This window comes from Nocardia sp. NBC_01327, assembly GCF_035958815.1.
Classification (GTDB): domain Bacteria; phylum Actinomycetota; class Actinomycetes; order Mycobacteriales; family Mycobacteriaceae; genus Nocardia.
This window is the reverse complement of the sequence record NZ_CP108383.1, coordinates 5,024,996-5,042,041: the sequence shown is the minus strand read 5'-3', so window position 1 is coordinate 5,042,041 and position 17,046 is coordinate 5,024,996. Positions and strand designations below refer to the sequence as shown.

Annotated in this window: 18 protein-coding genes; 10 read left to right on the top strand and 8 right to left on the bottom strand. The window is 66.4% G+C overall.

Going from position 1 to position 17,046, the window contains the following annotated elements; genetic code table 11:
* Window positions 1-2 precede the first annotated feature (2 nt).
* Window positions 3-401 carry a MerR family transcriptional regulator gene (locus OG326_RS22835; RefSeq protein ID WP_327139141.1) on the bottom strand — a complete coding sequence of 133 codons (399 nt, stop codon included), beginning with the start codon at window positions 399-401 and terminating at the stop codon, window positions 3-5.
* A 56-nt stretch (window positions 402-457) separates the two neighbouring features.
* Entirely contained in the window at window positions 458-1,381 is a 924-nt protein-coding gene (locus OG326_RS22830) for a hypothetical protein (RefSeq protein ID WP_327139140.1), read from the bottom strand.
* A gap of 96 nt (window positions 1,382-1,477) precedes the next feature.
* On the opposite strand from OG326_RS22830, the gene OG326_RS22825 reads away from it, so the two are divergent.
* Window positions 1,478-2,071: a TetR/AcrR family transcriptional regulator gene (locus tag OG326_RS22825; RefSeq protein ID WP_327139139.1), complete on the top strand. Its 594-nt coding sequence runs from the start codon at window positions 1,478-1,480 to the stop codon at window positions 2,069-2,071.
* Window positions 2,072-2,129: 58 nt separating this feature from the next.
* Here OG326_RS22825 and helR read toward each other — a convergent pair whose 3' ends face one another.
* Both helR and OG326_RS22815 read right to left on the bottom strand, forming a co-directional pair.
* Entirely contained in the window at window positions 2,130-4,283 is a 2,154-nt protein-coding gene (helR, locus tag OG326_RS22820; RefSeq protein ID WP_327139138.1) for an RNA polymerase recycling motor ATPase HelR, read from the bottom strand.
* A gap of 114 nt (window positions 4,284-4,397) precedes the next feature.
* Window positions 4,398-5,264, bottom strand: coding sequence for an SDR family NAD(P)-dependent oxidoreductase (locus OG326_RS22815; protein WP_327139137.1), 867 nt, complete (start codon window positions 5,262-5,264; stop codon window positions 4,398-4,400).
* 46 nt (window positions 5,265-5,310) lie between these two features.
* Here OG326_RS22815 and OG326_RS22810 point away from each other — a divergent pair, with 46 nt between their 5' ends.
* On the top strand, window positions 5,311-5,760 hold the full coding sequence (locus OG326_RS22810; protein ID WP_327139136.1) for a MarR family transcriptional regulator: 450 nt from the start codon (window positions 5,311-5,313) through the stop codon (window positions 5,758-5,760).
* Window positions 5,761-6,102: 342 nt separating this feature from the next.
* Here OG326_RS22810 and OG326_RS22805 read toward each other — a convergent pair whose 3' ends face one another.
* From OG326_RS22805 to OG326_RS22790, 4 genes are all read right to left on the bottom strand, one after another.
* Window positions 6,103-7,257: a DUF5925 domain-containing protein gene (locus tag OG326_RS22805; protein WP_327139135.1), complete on the bottom strand. Its 1,155-nt coding sequence runs from the start codon at window positions 7,255-7,257 to the stop codon at window positions 6,103-6,105.
* Window positions 7,254-8,090 (bottom strand): thioesterase family protein, encoded by an 837-nt coding sequence (locus tag OG326_RS22800; protein ID WP_327139134.1) that lies wholly within the window; start codon window positions 8,088-8,090, stop codon window positions 7,254-7,256. Before OG326_RS22800 ends, OG326_RS22805 begins: the two co-directional genes overlap by 4 nt.
* 77 nt (window positions 8,091-8,167) lie before the next feature.
* Complete coding sequence (gene msrA, locus OG326_RS22795; RefSeq protein WP_327139133.1) at window positions 8,168-8,680, bottom strand: peptide-methionine (S)-S-oxide reductase MsrA; 513 nt, start codon at window positions 8,678-8,680, stop codon at window positions 8,168-8,170.
* Between the two features lie 179 nt (window positions 8,681-8,859).
* Entirely contained in the window at window positions 8,860-9,642 is a 783-nt protein-coding gene (locus OG326_RS22790; protein WP_327139132.1) for a hypothetical protein, read from the bottom strand.
* Window positions 9,643-9,972: 330 nt separating this feature from the next.
* On the opposite strand from OG326_RS22790, the gene OG326_RS22785 reads away from it, so the two are divergent.
* From OG326_RS22785 to OG326_RS22750, 8 genes are all read left to right on the top strand, one after another.
* Window positions 9,973-10,839: a MinD/ParA family ATP-binding protein gene (locus OG326_RS22785; protein ID WP_327139131.1), complete on the top strand. Its 867-nt coding sequence runs from the start codon at window positions 9,973-9,975 to the stop codon at window positions 10,837-10,839.
* Window positions 10,840-10,905: 66 nt separating this feature from the next.
* Entirely contained in the window at window positions 10,906-11,487 is a 582-nt protein-coding gene (locus OG326_RS22780) for a TetR/AcrR family transcriptional regulator (RefSeq protein ID WP_327139130.1), read from the top strand.
* Between the two features lie 36 nt (window positions 11,488-11,523).
* Entirely contained in the window at window positions 11,524-12,285 is a 762-nt protein-coding gene (locus OG326_RS22775; protein ID WP_327139129.1) for an SDR family NAD(P)-dependent oxidoreductase, read from the top strand.
* A 79-nt stretch (window positions 12,286-12,364) separates the two neighbouring features.
* On the top strand, window positions 12,365-12,916 hold the full coding sequence (locus tag OG326_RS22770) for a hypothetical protein (RefSeq protein WP_327139128.1): 552 nt from the start codon (window positions 12,365-12,367) through the stop codon (window positions 12,914-12,916).
* A gap of 27 nt (window positions 12,917-12,943) precedes the next feature.
* Window positions 12,944-13,576, top strand: coding sequence for a class I SAM-dependent methyltransferase (locus tag OG326_RS22765; RefSeq protein ID WP_327139127.1), 633 nt, complete (start codon window positions 12,944-12,946; stop codon window positions 13,574-13,576).
* 9 nt (window positions 13,577-13,585) lie between these two features.
* Window positions 13,586-14,911, top strand: coding sequence for a glycoside hydrolase family 1 protein (locus tag OG326_RS22760; protein WP_327139126.1), 1,326 nt, complete (start codon window positions 13,586-13,588; stop codon window positions 14,909-14,911).
* A 158-nt stretch (window positions 14,912-15,069) separates the two neighbouring features.
* On the top strand, window positions 15,070-16,404 hold the full coding sequence (locus OG326_RS22755) for a family 1 glycosylhydrolase (RefSeq protein ID WP_327139125.1): 1,335 nt from the start codon (window positions 15,070-15,072) through the stop codon (window positions 16,402-16,404).
* 55 nt (window positions 16,405-16,459) lie between these two features.
* A complete protein-coding gene (locus OG326_RS22750; RefSeq protein WP_327139124.1) occupies window positions 16,460-17,017 on the top strand; it encodes a MepB family protein in 558 nt (185 codons plus the stop codon).
* The last annotated feature ends 29 nt before the right edge of the window (window positions 17,018-17,046 follow it).

Below are 17,046 nucleotides of genomic sequence, written 5' to 3'. Positions count from 1 at the left end.
CTTCACGCTTGCGTCAAGGTCAACGTGGCGTCGGCCACAGGAGCGGTGCGGCGGGCCGTCCGCAGGTAGTTGTCGAGGGCCGCCTGCTGCGCGGCGAGATCGGCGGCACGTACGGCGAGCCGATCGCGGTAGGTCTGCACCTCGCGCAGGAACTCCTCGCACACCGCATTCCCGCCGCCATCGGGTTCGCCTGTGAGATAGGGCAGTACATCCTTGATCAACCGCAGCGACAGCCCGGATTCCAGTAGCGACCGGATGACGAGCACCCGGTCGATCGTGGACTGGCAGTAGTCGCGAAACCCGTTGCTGCACCGGCCGGAGACGATGAGCCCCTCCTGCTCGTAGTGCCGCAACGATCGGGCGCTCACACCGGTGACCCTGGACGCTTCACTGATCTGCATGCCGGGAGAAACATCCAGGGGCACTGCGATCTTCCAGCACTCCAGCACGCCGACGTCTATTGCGCCGTCGCGAGTTCCCGGCTGGATCGGCTCTGCTCCACCAGGACCGCCGCGAAGCGATACAGGGCCAGCAGCGAGATGAATCCGAACATGAACAGGATGACGCTGCCGACGGACTTGTTCACCGGGTTGAGGAACAGCGCGAAGGCGTACGAGCCGATGACCACGATCGGGGCGGCGTCGACCCAGCTGAGCGGACGGGTTTCCGCGCGGACGAGAGTGTCCCTGCCGAACACGGGGATGAGCACGAACGAGACCACGAGGGTGGTGACGAACCCCCAGACCGTCCATCCGATCGGCAGTTGCGGGTCGCCGAAGAACGAGTCCTGCGGCGCAAGGGCTTTGGACTTGCCGACCCATTCGTAGACACCGAACTTCGTGCAGAAACCGTTGGTGAGAAAGGCGAGCCAGGCGTGCAGCATGCCGTAGAGCACGCAGCGCCACACCACCTGCCACGGCCGCAGCGAGCGCGGATTCACCACGATCTTCCCGTCGAGCACCACATTGATGATCACGTACACCGGCCACAGCAGCGCGACCATCGCTACCGGGACCAGCAGGGGCACACTCCCGATATGGGGACCCATCATCGACAGATCCCCGTAGCGCAGGTCGCCCCAGACGAAGCCGCTGAACGAGATATTGGCCTGTTCGAAGGACCACTCGATCAGGGTTCCGATCACGAAATACGCGGCGGCGAGCTTGACACCGAGATGCTTGAGCATATGGCCGAACACGGCCACCACCAGCGCCAGCGACGTGATCGTCTGCGGGATCACCGGTAAGCCCTTGCCGCCGGTCTGAATTCCCGACCAGAGCGTCATCACCACCCACACCACGCAGGCGATACCGAGGGCCACATCGAGCGGATTCGCCCGCCGCGTCCCCTCGGTCGTGCGGTCGTTGGTACTCGTGCTCATACGCCACAGCCCTTCCGGCTCATACCTTCTGGTCAAACTAGAACGAAATTCTAGAACGCTTTTCTAGTTCTGTGGCCGGTTCGGTATCGTTCGAAGGTGCCCACTTCCTCGAATGCCGGCGTTGTGCGCCGGCGCGCCATCCTCGACGCCGCGCTGACCGTCTATCTCAAGAGCGGGGTGGCGGGTACCACGGTCGAGGTGCTGCACCGCGCCTCCGGGGCCAGCGTGGGCAGCATCTACCACTTCTTCGGAAGTAAGGAAGGGGTGGCCGCCGAGTTGTACATCGAAACACTGCGCGACTACTTCGATGCCTATCTCGCTGCCCTGCACGGCAATTCGACCGCCCGCGGCGGTATCGAAGGCTCCGTGCGCACCCACCTGGAGTGGGTCGCCGCCAACGAGCTGCGGGCCCGCTACCTGTTCCACTGCCGCGAGTACGAGATCATCGACGAATCCCGGCCGATGATCAACGCACTGAACGAGAACTTCTACGGCGAGGCGAGTGCCTGGCTGCAACCCCACGTGGAGAAGGGCCGCATCAAACCGCTGCCCCCCAGACTGTGCCAGGCCCTGTGGATGGGCCCCTGTGTCGAATACGCCCGCCTCTGGCTCGCCCGCTCAGCGGATTTCGACATGCTCGGCGCCGCACCGGTCCTCGGCCAGGCGGCCTGGAACGCCGTAAAGGCCTGAGCGCCAGTTCATCGGTGATGCGCCGATCGCCGCACAGCCGCGAGATCCGGTGTGGGCGTCAGGGACTCGTGAGAATGACGAGTTGCTGGGTCGCCCGGGTCATGGCGACGTAGCGGTCGACGGCTCCTTCGATGCCCTCGCCGAACTCCTGCGGGTCGATGAGGACAACCAGGTCGAATTCGAGTCCCTTGGCCAGTTCCGGGGTCAGTGACCGGACGCGAGAGGTCGACGGGAACGCCGGATCGCCTATGACACAGGCGATTCCCTCATCGTGCTCGGTGAGCCACGCGTCCAGGATCGTGCCCAGGTCCGCGGTGGAGGCGTGGACGACGGGCAGGCCGCTGCTGCGAATCGAGGTCGGCACATTGGCATCCGGAAGGGCGGCGCGAATGACCGGCTCGGCCTCGGCCATCACCTCCTCCGGCGTCCGGTAGTTGATGCTCAAGGACGCCAGGCTGATTCGGTCGAGGCCGACCCGCTCGAGCCGCTCCTGCCACGACTCGGTGAAGCCGTGGCGGGCCTGCGCACGGTCTCCGACAATGGTGAAACTGCGGGAAGGGCAGCGCAGCAACAGCATCTGCCACTCCGCGTCGGTCAGCTCCTGCGCCTCGTCCACGACGATATGGGCGAAGGGACCGGCGAGCAGGTCCGGGTCGGTGGTGGGCAGTGCGGTCTCGTCGACCAGATTGTCACGGAGGTCCTGCTGGCGCAGCATCGTCATCACCCCTTCACCGTCGTCGTATTCGGCGGACGCGATCAGGTTGTCGATGACATTGGACATGCGTGTGCGTTCGACCGCCACCGTGGCTTCGTACTGCCGTTTGCGCCGGGACGCGTCCGGATCACCGAGTCGCTGCCGGGCGGCATCCAGCAGCGGCAGATCGGACACCGTCCAGGCCTTGGCATCCGCGCGCTGCAGCGTGCGGACCTCCGCGGGGCTCAGCCAGGGCGCACACTTGCGCAGGTAGGCGGGCACCGACCACAGGTCCGCGACCAGATCGGCCGCTTCGATCAAGGTCCAGGAGTTGTTGAGCGCGGTGCGCAGTTCCTTGTTCTGCCGCAGCGAGTTCCAGAGCTCGTCGGCCGGAATGTCCTCCTCGTGCTTGTCTTTCACGATCTCGAGCAGCACCTGCCAGATCTGCTCGTGCGCCTCGTTGTGCGGCGTACCGGCGTCCGGGGCCCGGAAGGCCTCGGCCCAATCCTCGGCGCTGAGCCAGATATCGGCCCAGTCGGTCGCGACCGTCATGCCCTTGGCAGGGGGCTCCTCGTAGAACTTGACCGCGGTGTCGATCGCGCGCACCAGATCTGCGGAGGATTTCAGGCGTGCCACCTCCGGATCGGCCTCGGCCCGTGCCGTCGCACCCTCGACGACGAGTTCGCGCAGGGTGCACGACTGCACACCCTCCTCGCCGAGATTGGGCAGCACGTCGGCGACATACGCCAGATAGGGCTGATGCGGACCGACGAACAGCACACCGCCCCGGCGGTGCGCGAGTCGCGGATCGGAGTAGAGCAGATAGGCGGTGCGGTGCAGGGCGACCACGGTCTTGCCCGTGCCCGGACCGCCGTCCACGACCAGCGCACCGCGCGAGCCCGCACGCACAATGGCGTCCTGATCGGCCTGGATGGTGCCGAGCACATCGCGCATCCGGGCCGATCGATTGCTGCCCAGGCTGGCGATGAAGGCGGACTGGTCATCGAGCGCGGCGCGGCTCTCCAGACCGTCCGCGGTGAAGACCTCGTCCCAGTAGTCGCTGATCCGCCCGAGGGACCAGCGATACCTGCGGCGGCGTACCAGACCCATCGGATTGCCGTGTGTCGCTCCGAAGAACGGCTCGGCGGCCGGAGAACGCCAGTCCACCAGCAATCGCTCACCCGCGCTGTCGGTCAGGCCGAGCCGGCCCACGTACACCGGTTCAGGATCGTCCGCGCGGACGATATGGCCGAGGCACAGGTCCAGTCCGAAGCGGCTCAGGGCACGCAGCCGGGCGGTCAGCTGTCGGACCTCCTGGTCCCGCTCCACCGCCTCCTGACCCAGGGAAACAGGCGCCTTGCGCACGGCGTCGAGGCGAGCGGACAGGTCCGCGATGGACTGCTCCAGACTCGTCCCGATCGCCGCGAAGTGCCGCTCGTCATCGGCGATCAATGCCGGGTCGGCCTTGGCGGCCAGACGGTCGGGCAGGTCGAAGGCACTCGTCATCAAGGGTTTCACGCAACTCCTATTTCTGCAGGTTCCGGCCTTGATGAGCGATTCTGCGCCATGACCCGGGTCTTGCGGCAAGCCCCTAGGTGCGATATAAGTTGAAAGTGGGAAGGAGTTATCTCCTCACATTCCTTGCTGGAAGCGCGCGTTGCGGACGACGTCGAAACGCTCCGGCACGACTCGATCCAGCAGATTGGCAATGCGCCCCCGCACCGGGCCGATGCGACGCGGCCGATCGATGATGGCGTCACAGATGGCCGCCGCGCCCTGCTCGGGGGTGAGCGCCACCGCATTCACGTACAGCGAATTGGCGGCGATCATCGGCGTGCGCACCAGCGGCATGTAGATCGTGGTGAATCGTATGTTCTCCGTGAGGGTTTCGGCCTGCAGGCTGTCGGTGAGCGAGTCGAGCGCGGCCTTGGAGGCGATGTAGGCGCTGTATCCCGCACCGCCGAACAGCACGGCCAGCGAGAGCACGGACACGACCTGGCCGTCACGCCGTTCCCGCATACCGGGCAGGAACGCGAGCATCAGTCGTGTCGGCGCGAAGTAGTTCAGCTTCATGGTGCGTTCGTAATCGTGGAACCGCTCGTACGACTCGTCGAGGCGGCGGCGGATGGATCGCCCCGCATTGTTGATCAGAATGTCCACGCCGCCGTGATCGGCGAGCACCTGCGCCACCATCGCATCGAGCTCATCGAAATTATTGAGGTCACACGGGTACACGGTGGCCTTGCCGCCCGCGGTGTCGATCTCCGCGGCAACCTCATGCAGCTCCTCCGCCCGCCGGGCGACCAGCGCCACGGTCGCCCCGGCGGCCCCGATCCGGACCGCCGCGGCCCGCCCGATCCCCGAGGAAGCGCCGGTGACCAGCACGGTCCGTCCCGCCACCCGATCTTCGAGGGTGTGCGACCGCCGCAACCGCGCGAGGCTCACCTGGGTGTCGAGGCTGTACTTGATCAGGCGGGGAAGCTCACCAATTCCATACATAGTGATGAATCCTAAATTACATAACTAGTGATGTACATTGCCAGTCATGGACGCCGCCAGCCTGCACCTCATCGCTCGCCGCCTGCGGACCATCGCCTTCACGGCCACCGGCACCACCGGCTCACGCCGCTTCGCGCCCAGCGAATTCGCGGTCATCGAAGATGTTGCGCTGCACCCGGAATCATCGATTCGCGAAATCACCGACCGCACTGCGATCGTGCAGAGTCTGGTCTCGCGAATCGTGGCCCGCTACCGCGACGACGGTCTGCTGCGCACCGAACCCGATCCGTCCGACGGCCGCCGGGTCCGGGTGAGTGTGGATCCGGTCATGCTGGTGGAGGTATTGCGCAAACGCGGGCGCAAACCGATCGAGGCCGCGCTGGCCGCCGAGTTGCCGCGGTTGCTGCCCGCGCAGCGCCACCGCGTTTCGGAATTGCTGGACGAACTGGCCGAGCTGTTGCGCGCTGACGGACCGGATTCGCATACCGATTCATGAGAGCGTCGCACACCGGCACCGCTCCTCGAATTCGGGACTGCCGCTCGGCGACACCTATTCCCGGCGCCTGAATGCCGGACCGCGCCAACCATTCCGCGCAACGCATTCGGCGAATGGATTGGCACGCATTGTCATTGGCTGGCACAGAACACCAATGCTAGCTTCGCCTAGCCGCATAGGGACATCCCCACAGGCGAATACCACACTGCCCACTCGGAAATCACACACTGAATACCGAGATTCAGCGCCGGCGCCATCAGCTGATCCGGAGGGTTCGGCCCGTCAAGGGAAGCGGGCCGAACCCTCCGGCGGCAGATCGGATAACACCTCGACGGGCGTCGACTACAGATAACCGACGGTGTCGGAAGTCGAAGGCGTCGGGGTGGCTTGAATTCGAGAGCGTTCGTCCCGGCATTCGATCAGTTCCGCGAGAGTCATTCCCTCCGGGCCTACCACCGGCTTAGGACGCTCTGCCAGTTCGCGATTCAGCCACGCGGTGGCTTCCTCGGGCGAGAGACGGCCTACTTCCAGCTGGGCCAGGCAGCGGCCGGGCCGGATGACGGCGGGGTGCAGGCGGGAGAGGTTTTCGTTGGTCGTGATGGCGACCAGCACATCGCGGCCCTGGCCCAGCATGCCGTCGGTGAGATTGAGCAGGCGGGAAAGGCCCTGTCCGGTGGACTCTTTCGCGGAGCCGCGAATGAGCTCGTCGCAGTCCTCCAGCACCAGCAGTCGCCAGCGGCGCTTGGATTCGTCGTAGGTGTCCACGCCGATGGCCACCTCCATGAGGTAGCCCGGATTGGAGAACAGCACCTCCGGATCGAGGATGCAGTCGACCTGGCACCACTCGGCCCATTCGCGGGCCAGTGCGCGCAGCGCGGAGGTCTTTCCGGTGCCCGGCGGACCGTGCAGCAGGAGCAGCCGGCCGGTGACATCATCGGCGCGCAACGCCATGAGGCGCTGCATGGCCGCACTGATATCGGTGCCGTAATTGCCGTGGATCTCCGGCCAGGAGGCGGCGGTAATGGGGCGTTCGCGCCGCTGCGGGCCGTGCGCCCCGCTGTGCCAGAAGCCCATCGAGACCTGGCTGGCATCGGATTCGGGTTCCACCGTGGCGTCGGCGGCGCAGATGGCGAGCACATCCCGGGCCAGCGTCTCGGTGAGCGCGCAGACGGTGAGCACCGCGGTGCCGTTGGTGCGGCGGATGACGCGCAGCGTCCAGCCGTCGCCCACGGACAGGGTGGCGCGCATACCGTCGTCATCACTGGTGCGCAGTACCCGCGCATCGTCGGGGCACAGCGGAGCATCGGGCTTCACGTGCTCGAGCTCCAGCGAAACCGCGTGCGGCTGTTCACCACTGACATACAGCGACAGCGCCAGCGCATCGATCACATCGCGCGGTGAATCGGAGTCGTCGAGATTCATCGCCCACGTGAGCGCCGCAGCCGCGGGCTCCGCGCGGCCGACCAGTTTGAGGCGTTCCTGCGGCGTAGAAGTCACTGCACGATGATCGACGCCGATTCCGCATCGGTCCAGCGATTTTCGGCGAAAGCGACCATATCCACCTGGCGGCGCACATTCGAGATTCCGGTGACGACACAGGTGCCGAGCGGGCCGCGGCGGTCGTACAGCGTGGCCGTGGCCACGGCGATCCCGTCCGCCGCGACGTGATCCTGGGCGAACAATCCCAGCTCGGCGCCCTCGGGCAGGCGGGACATGGTGACGGTGACATCGCTGTTGATGTACCCGACACCCTCGGTTCCCCAGTTGCACACCAGGTTTGTGGCATCGCCGACAAACGCCGCACGCTGGAACGGCGAGATGGGTTCGCCTTCCACCAGGGCGGGCAGGTTGTGCCACACCGACTTCCGCTCCCCGTTCTGGCCGGCGGCGAAATCGCCGGTCCAGTCCAGCTCGCCGACCTTGAACAGCGGCGGATTACCGTCGGGGCCATCCAGTTTGTCTGCGGGCGTGGGCAATTGCCGCACCGCCTGCCACACCTGTCCGGGCGGCTGCTGGGCGACGGCCAGATACATGACGCTCGCCCGCGCCCGCACCTCGCCGCGCTGCACGATCGAGGCATCGACCACGCGGACCCGGGTGCCGTCCCGGACCACGTCACTGCGCAGCGCGATCGGCTCGTTCAGTACCGGGCGGAAGAGATCCGCGGTGAACCGTGCGGGGATGAAGGCGGATCCGGGGCTGTGCGTTTCCAGCTCTCGGGCCAGGAGCCCGCACACCGAGGTGCCCGCGACCTGTGTCGGAGCCCAGGCGCTGACCGCCAGTTCGGTGGCGAGGTATCGACCATCGACCTCGGTGAAGAATGCGACCACGGCGGCGGACCCCTTATCAGTTCGAAGACCTTTTCTGAATTAGAACATGTTTCAGAAAAGGTCTTCGTTCGACGGTCCTACTGCGCGGTCTGGCGCTTCGGCAACTTCCAGCCCGCGCGCGGGAAGTGGCAGGTGTAGCCCTCGGGGTAGCGCTGCAGGTAATCCTGGTGCTCGGGCTCGGCCCGCCAGAAATCGCGGGCCGGAGTCACCTCGGTGACCACCTTGCCGGGCCACAGGCCCGAGGCGTCGACATCGGCGATGGTGTCCTCGGCGACCCGCTTCTGCTCATCGTCGAGGTAGAAGATGGCAGAGCGGTAACTCGTGCCGACGTCATTGCCCTGCCGGTCCCTGGTCGACGGATCGTGGATCTGGAAGAAGAACTCCAGCAGCGCCCGGTAGTCCGTCTGCGCCGGGTCGTAGGTGATCTCCACGGCCTCCGCATGGCCCGGGTGATTGCGATACGTGGGGTGGTCGTTGCGGCCACCGGTGTAGCCGACCTCCGTGGACAGCACCCCCGGCTGCCTGCGGATCAGGTCCTGCATGCCCCAGAAGCAGCCACCGGCCAGAATCGCCTTCCGCGTGTCGCTCACGCGTCCTCCTTCGTGAAGAGAGTTTCGTACTGCCCGTACAACGGGCGGTACGCCTCGTAAAGTCCCCGGCCGGCCGGGACGTCACACTTCGGTCATGAATCGGCCGGCGGCGCGGTATTCGCGCTTTCGGTACTCCCCCATTATCCGCATCGCGCGAGCGGGGCCGGAGTCGGCAACCGTCAGCCGCTGATGTTGCCGATACAGTAGCCGCCGGCGCCGATGGACAGCGTAAAGGTCATCGGCTGTGTGACGTTCGACGAATTCGTCACCGGCCCCGAGACTTCGACACCGGTATCGCCGGTGGACCTGGAGGTGAGCGCGCCGAATGCGGTGACGCCGGTGAGCCTTCCGGGATTGTCGGCCAGCACCGATCCGGTGCAGACGAGCGGATACTTGCCCTCGACGTCGTCGGCATCGACGGGCTTACCGACCCAGCGGGACAGGTAGCGCTGCACGGCGTATCGCGCATCGGCCTCGGTATAGGAGTTCACCGATCCTGTGGCGTCGACGTAGGGGCAGGCATATCCGGAAGCGATTTCGGCGCGTTTCACGCTGACCGACCGCACCGGCCCCTTCCAGATCACCGCGAATTGTCCGTCGATACCCGGTTGTGCGACCGCGGCGAGAATATCGGCCTTGTCGGCGTACATCTCTCGCGCATGCGCGGGTTCGATGGTCCAGCATTTGCCTATCAGCTGATCGATATCGGCGCCGATCAGATCCCGCACCCAGGGGCGCAGCGCCGCCGCGGCACGCGGATTGCCGGGCACCTCACCGACCGCGGCCGATGCGGCCGGAGTGGGCGCGGTTGTCGAACTCGGCTGCGGCAGAGCCGATATCGGGGCCTGCTCGACTGACGAGGAATGCCGCGTGTGCTGTTCTGTGCCACCGCATGCGGTCAGCAGCGCGCATGCCGCGAGCAGAATCAGGCCCAATTCACCGCGCGCTCCGCACTTGATCACGACTACGATGCTAACGACGAACAGTCGTGCAGGAACAGATCCGACCCGTCGGTGTCGGTGATTCCCATCGAACCCTCACACTGCGGTGATCGGTGTATTATCTTGCGCAGTTGAAAGACGTTGCACGGCAGTTCTTTTGAGAGTTGCCCAGGGTGGTGCGCGACTGTAGGGGGTATGCGGAGCAGGAACCGAAGGACTCATCGAAGATGTCGTAGCGCAGGGGTATCTCGTCGGCACGGTGTGGGTGTCGATGAATTCACCGTCGAATCAACCCGTGCCGACCATCCCGATTCCGCAGAATCGAATGCCGCTCGCACAAAGGAATTTCGAGTGTTCGACCGTTTCCCCGATCACCCGGCCCGGCTTTCCTCGACGCCGACGGACCTGTCCCTGCTGCTGCGCCCGGCCCCGCCCGGTGCGCCCACCGATGTCGTTCGCCTGCACGGCGGCAACGGTTTTCTCATGTGGGCCGACCTACCCCCGGTGCTCGTGGTGGGCAGCTCCGGCGGCGCCGGCACCACGACCACCGCCCTCGGGGTCGCCACCGCCGCGTCCTACAACTATCGCGAGCACTCCCCGATCGTGGTCGATGCCACCGCCACCGGTGGCGATCTGGCCCGGCGCGGCTGCGATGCCATCGATCCCGCGGGCACCGTGCAGACCTGGTTGAACATGAGCCACCGCGGTCTCGCCTCCACCGTGCTCGACAGCTGCGGCGAGAACAGTTCGAGTGTGGGCATCCTGCCGCGCGGGCCGGAGGCGCTGCCACGGCGGGAGAGCTACTCCTCGGTGCACCGCAGCCTCTGCGATGCGGGCTGCCTGCCCGTGTACGACGGCGGGTCTCCGGTCACCAATCCGATGATCGCGCCGCTGCTGTCGGACTCCCGGATCGCGCTGGTGATCACCCTGGCCGCACGCGCGGATGCCGTGAATCGGCTCAAGCCCGCACTGATCTGGCTCGATGACAATTACAGCGAATACCATCTCGCCGAATCGGTCATTGTCGTGACCAGGCAGCATCCCAGCGACGGCCCGAGCGTCGCCAAACACATTCGGACCTATCTGGGTAAGTTCGTGCGCGCCGTGACCGAAATTCCGTACGACGCCCACCTCGCGGGCGGCGGCCCGGTCACCTGGTCGCAGCTGGCGCCCCCGACCCGCAATGCGTACCGCCAGATCGTCAACCTGCTCCGCTAGCCCGGCCGGTTCGGCATTCCCCTCCATTTTTGACCGATCAGTCCAGATACGGCTACAGTCCTCGGCATGGCGAGAACCAAGGAGTTCGATCCGGACTCCGTGCTGCAGCGGGCGCTGGAACTGTTCTGGGAGCGCGGATTCGACGCGACGTCGATGGCGGACCTGGTCGCGCACCTGGGCATCGGCAAGGCCAGTCTCTATGCGACCTTCGGAAGTAAGCAGCAGCTGTACGAGGCTGCGCTGCAACGGTATACGGAGCTCACCGATCCGCAGATCATGGTGGAGCTCTCGCAGCCGGGGCCGGTGCTGCCCGCCGTGCGCGGGCTGATCGAGCGTTATGCGCGAGAAGCCGGTGGCCAGGAGCGGCCCCGCGGGTGCCTGGTGGTCAACAGCGCGGTGGAACTGGCCGCGCGGGAGCCTGGGGTGGCGCGACTGGTCGAGGCCAGTTGGGCTTATCTGGAAACAACTTTGACCTCGGCTCTCATGCGCGCCAAGGCCCAGGGCGAGCTGCGACCGGAGGCGGATCCGCGGGCATCGGCACGATTTCTGCTCGTCTTCCTCCAGGGTGTCCGGGTGCTGGAGCGGACACCGGATGCGGCGGCTCGATTGCGCGATGCGGCCGGGGTCGCCATCGCGGCACTCGGCTGATTCAAGACTGATCGTTACAGAAAGAAGGGTTCAGCCATGGGCGCACGTTTCGACGACAAGGTCGTGCTCATCACCGGCGGCGCGGGAGTGATCGCCGGTGCGACGGCGCAGGCCTTCGCCGATCTCGGAGCGACGGTGGTGCTGGCGGGCCGCAATGCCGATACGCTCGCCGCGGCCGCGGCCCGAATCCCCGCCGCCGACTGCAGGATCGACTGGGTGGCCGCGGATGTGACCGACAGCGCGCAGGTCGCGGAGCTGGTGGACGAGGTGGTGCGCCGGCACGGCGGTCTGCATATCGCGTTCAACAGTGCCGGGATCTTCGGGAAGGGCGCGCCCGTCGCCGATCTCGACGAGGACGTGTGGTCGAAGGTGCTGGGGGTCAATCTGACCGGTGTTTTCCTGGCGATGAAGCATGAAATCAGGCATATGCGCGCCCACGGCGGCGGGGTCATCGTCAATATGGCCTCCAATATCGGTGCGCACGGCAGGCGCCCGGGCATGGCCGCCTACGCCGCCTCCAAGGCCGCCGTCAGCGTCCTGAGCCGCACCGCGGCGCGCGATCACATTGCCGACGGCGTGCGGATCAATGCGGTCAGCCCGGGGGCCACCGATACTCCGATGTCCTTCCGCCCCAATGAGACCCGGGCCGATCGGGACGCCAGGATCAGTTCCGCCGTGCCCGTCGCACGGGTCGGCACACCGGCCGAGATCGCCGCCGCCGTGGTGTGGCTGGCCTCCGAGGAGTCGAGCTTCATGGTCGGCCACGATCTTGTCGTCGACGGCGGCGCGACCGCGTAGCAGCGCGGCAACCTCCGGGCAGCGGCGGTATGTAAATCGTTCCTTGACAAGGTCCCACGTGTAAATGCATCGTTTACATATGACCGAAGCGCAGCACAGAGATCCCGCCGACGAGCGGGCAATCCTGGCAAAAATGTTGTCCACCAATGCCACGTTCGTCTCCGAGGTCCTGCACCCGGCCGAGGGCACACCGACCCCCTCGGTCATGGCCGCACTGCGCGCCGCGCGCAGTCTCGACAATGTCGTCGACGATGTGCTGCGCTCGCTGGTGCAGCAGGCCCGCGACGAGGGCCGCACCTGGGCGGAGGTCGGAGAGATCTTCGGGACCTCCCGGCAGGCCGCGTTCCAGCGGTTCGGCGGCGGCGGGAGCGGGATGCCGATCGCGCCACCGCCGCCGTTCCACAGCATGCCCGAGATGCCGCCGATGCCGGAAATGCCGAAGATGCCGCAGGTTCCGGGCTGGCCGCCCACCCCGCCGACCATGGGCTGGCCGCCGCAGCCGGGACAACCGCCCCGGCCCGGCCAGCCGGGACAACCAGGCCACCCGGGTCAGCCAGGCCACCCGGGTCAGCCGCCGCAGCCCGGTGGTCAGCCGCCGCAGCCCGGTGGGACGCCGTCTTCGGACGTCTGATCGATTGCACGCGTACAGGTTCCGGACATGACGATTGCCGCGACTCCGGCCGCACGACGCGCGAGCGCACAGCGCCGCCTGCTCACCGCCGCCCGCTGCCGGTTCGCCGAGGACGCGCTCGCGGAGGCCGTCTCAGCAGGAACGCGGCAGGTCGTCCTGCTCGGGACGGCATTGGACACCTTCGCCTCCCACAACCCGTATCCGGGCCTGCGCGTCTTCGAGATCACCGGCCCTGACCTCGATCTCGCTTCGGCGGCAGCCGAATTGGACCACCACGCAGCAGTATTCGTCATCCGGCTCGAGACCGGGCTGCCGACGACACGACGCGGTAGCGGCGACGACGTTCACGCCACTGCTGCCGTTCCGCTGCCGACCGGGCATCGGAACTGCACGAGCGTCACCGTGACGCTACAGCGGGTGAGTGCTCTCGCGACCGGGAGCGAGATCGTCTTCGACCATCCGGCGCACCGCACCGCCGCCCTGCCCGGATTCCTGAACGACACGGGGTTCGAATTGCTGGAGGATCTCGGACCCCGGGAGTTAGCCTCCCGCTATCTCGATCGCCCGATCGGATCGACGCATTCGAGCGAACCCCGTGTCCTGCGGGCACGGGTCCGCCATAATGCTGGACGGCCGCCCAGTTCAATTGTTGTCCGATGAGGAGTCCCCTTGCGACCGCACACCCGCCGTCACGCGCTCGCCACCCTGGCCGCGGTCGCCACCGCACTGCTCGCGAGTGCTGTTCCCGCCCAGGCCCGCCCGGCCCCGGCCGCACTGCCCCCGCTCGGCGGCGACTTCTACTGGGGTGTGGCCACCGCGGGCTTCCAATCCGAAGGCCATGCGCCCGATAGCAATTGGCTGCGCTACAGCGCTACGCATCCCGACTACGACCGCTACGGCGACAGTGTCGACTTCTACAGCCGCTACGCCTCCGATATCGCACTCGCCAAGAACCTGGGCGTGAACGTGTACCGCCTCAGCATCGAATGGGCGCGCGTGCAGCCGCAGCCGGGGGTATGGGACGAGGCCGGATTCGCCTTCTACGACAGGGTGATCGCCGCCATCCGCGCGGCGGGCATGCGGCCCATGCTGACCCTGGACCACTGGGTGTATCCGGGCTGGGAGGCCGATCGCGGCGGCTGGGGCAATCCCGGCATGGTGTCGGACTGGCTCACCAATATGCGCACCGTGGTCGACCGGTACGCGGGCGATGATCCGCTGTGGGTGACCATCAACGAACCGACCGCGTACATAATGAACGAGGTGCGCAACGGCGGCCTGCCGATCACCGGCGTGCTCACCATGCAGGACCGACTCGCCGCCGCGCACAACAGCATCTACGACTACATCCACCAGGTGCAGCCCGGCGCGATGGTCACCAGCAATGTCGCCTACATTCCGGCGGCCGATCCGGTGGTCAACGGCGCGATCCTCGACAAGATCGCGGCCAAGCTGGACTATGTCGGCATCGACTACTACTACGGCATGTCCGCCGATGTGGCCGCGGAATACACCGCCTACGGGCAGTCGGCGCTGTGGAAGCTGCCGATGCAGGCCGACGGCATCTATTACACGCTGCGCCATTTCGCGCAGCTGTTCCCCGGCAAGCCGCTCTACATCATCGAGAACGGCATGCCCACCGAGAACGGGCAGCCGCGCTTCGACGGCTACAGCCGCGCGGATGACCTGCGCGACACCATGTATTGGATCCAGCGCGCCAAGGCCGACGGCATGAACGTGATGGGCTACAACTACTGGAGTCTGACCGACAATTACGAATGGGGTTCCTACACACCCCGTTTCGGGCTGTACACGGTCGATGTGCTCACCGATCCGGCGCTGACCCGACGCCCGACCGATGCGGTCGAGGCCTACCGGAGCATCACGCGCGACGGGGGTGTTCCGGCGGATTATCTGCCGACCAGGGCCGCGACGACGTGCTCACTGGTGGACGCGCTCGACAGCTGCACCGACCCGGTGGCAGCGCCGCGGTAACCGTCGCGGCGGCCGCGGCCCGGAACTCGACCGGCGGTCTGTGATCGGCCGCACCCACGCTTCCTCCGACACGCATCCTGCTGCACGGAAATTCGGCAATCTGCCAGCTACCCTCCAAACGGGACATTTCGACCACTCGTCCCGGAGGAGGAGCTCCGATGCACAGACGCCTGCGCCGACTCGTCCTGGCCGGGATCGCCACGGCCTCGACACTGCTGCCGGTGGCTGCCGTCGGACACGCCACCCCGCCGGCGGCGACGTCGGCCGCGCACGGGTCGCTCGGCGAGAACTTCCGATGGGGCGTCGCGGCCTCGGGATTCCAGTCCGAGGGCCATGCGCCCGACAGCAATTGGCTGCGCTATATCGCGGCCAATCCGAGCTGGGACAAATATCAGGACTCCATCGACTTCCGCTCGCGCTACCCCTCCGATATCGCCCTCGCCGCCGGACTCGGGGTCAAGGTCTTCCGCGTCGGCATCGAGTGGGCGCGCCTGCAACCCACCCCGGACGCCTGGGACGAGGACGGGTTCGCCTTCTACGATTCGGTCGTCAACGATATTGTCCAGGCCGGGATGCAGCCCATGCTGACACTCGATCACTGGGTGTATCCGGGCTGGGAGGCCGACCGCGGGGGCTGGAACAATCCCGGCATCGTGGCGGACTGGCTCACCAATATGCGCAAGGTGGTGGACCGGTACGCCGTGCGAAACCCGGTGTGGGTCACCATCAATGAGCCGGTCGCCTACATCATGCACGAGGTGCGGCTGAACAATACCGACGCCGACACCATGCTCGACCGGGTCGCCGATGCGCACAATCAGATCTACGACTACATCCACCAGGTGCAGCCCAATGCGCAGGTGACCAGCAATGTCGGTTATGTCGCCGGGGCCGAATCCGAGGTCAACGGTCCGCTCATGGACCGCATCGGCGACCAGCTCGATTTCATCGGCGTGGACTACTACTTCGGGTACGAGCCGCCCAGATCCAATGCCGTCGCCCAGCCTGACGGCTCGGCCCCCACGGCCGTGGGCATGTGGAATCTGCCGGTGCGGCCCGAGGGCATCTACTATGCGCTGCAACACTATTCGAAGCTGTTCCCGAACAAACCGCTGTGGATCGTGGAGAACGGGATGCCCACCGAGGCCGGAAATCCGCGGGCGGACGGCTACACCCGCTCCGATCACATGCGCGATACCGTCTACTGGCTGCAGCGCGCCAAGGCCGACGGCATCAATGTGGTCGGATACAACTACTGGAGCATTACCGACAACTACGAATGGGGCTCGTACGCACCACGTTTCGGCCTCTACACGGTGGACGTGCGCGCCGACGGGAATCTGACGCGCCAGCCCACCGAGGCGGTGGACACCTACCGGCAGATCGTCGCCAGGAACGGTGTGCCCGCCAGTTACGTGCCAGTGCGCGGGCCCTCCGACTGCGGGCTGGTCGATCCCCCGGCCAGCTGCGACTCCCCCGTCTCGGTTCCGTAGCGGCTCCGGTCAGGCTCCGCCGGATCATGATCACGGCCCATGACAGGGTGAAGCAATGACTACCGGCCGCGACCACTCCGCCGAACTTCTCGGATTCGCACCGTGGCCGGTCGGCGCCACCCTGCACGCCGATCTGCTCGACGCGAAAGCCCTCGTCTACGACCCCTGCGGATTCGCCTGTTCGCAGCCACGTCCCGAGGCCGAGAGCGCCGCCTACACCGCGCACGAATTCCTCCTCGACGGCCGCGCTGTCCGTTTCCGTGCGGCGAAGACGACGCCCACCAAGGTCGGCCAGTTCGTCACCGTCTGGAAGCGATCGCCGGGCGGGCCCATCGCACCCTTCGACGCCGCCGATCCGGTCGACCTGTTCGTCATCAGCAGCCGAGAGCGGCAGTACTTCGGGCAGTTCGTCTTTCCCGTGGATGTGCTGCGCCGGCAGGGTGTCGTCTCCGCGAACGGGTCCGGCGGCAAGCGGGCCTTCCGCGTCTATCCGCCCTGGGTGCGCACCACCAACCGGCAGGCCGGCACGGCGCAGACTTGGCAGCTGAATTACTTTCTGCACCTGGATGAGCCGGTCGACACCGCCCGCGCCCGCGCGCTCTACCACCCATAGCGGGTTGCGCACATTTGTTGTGCCACACT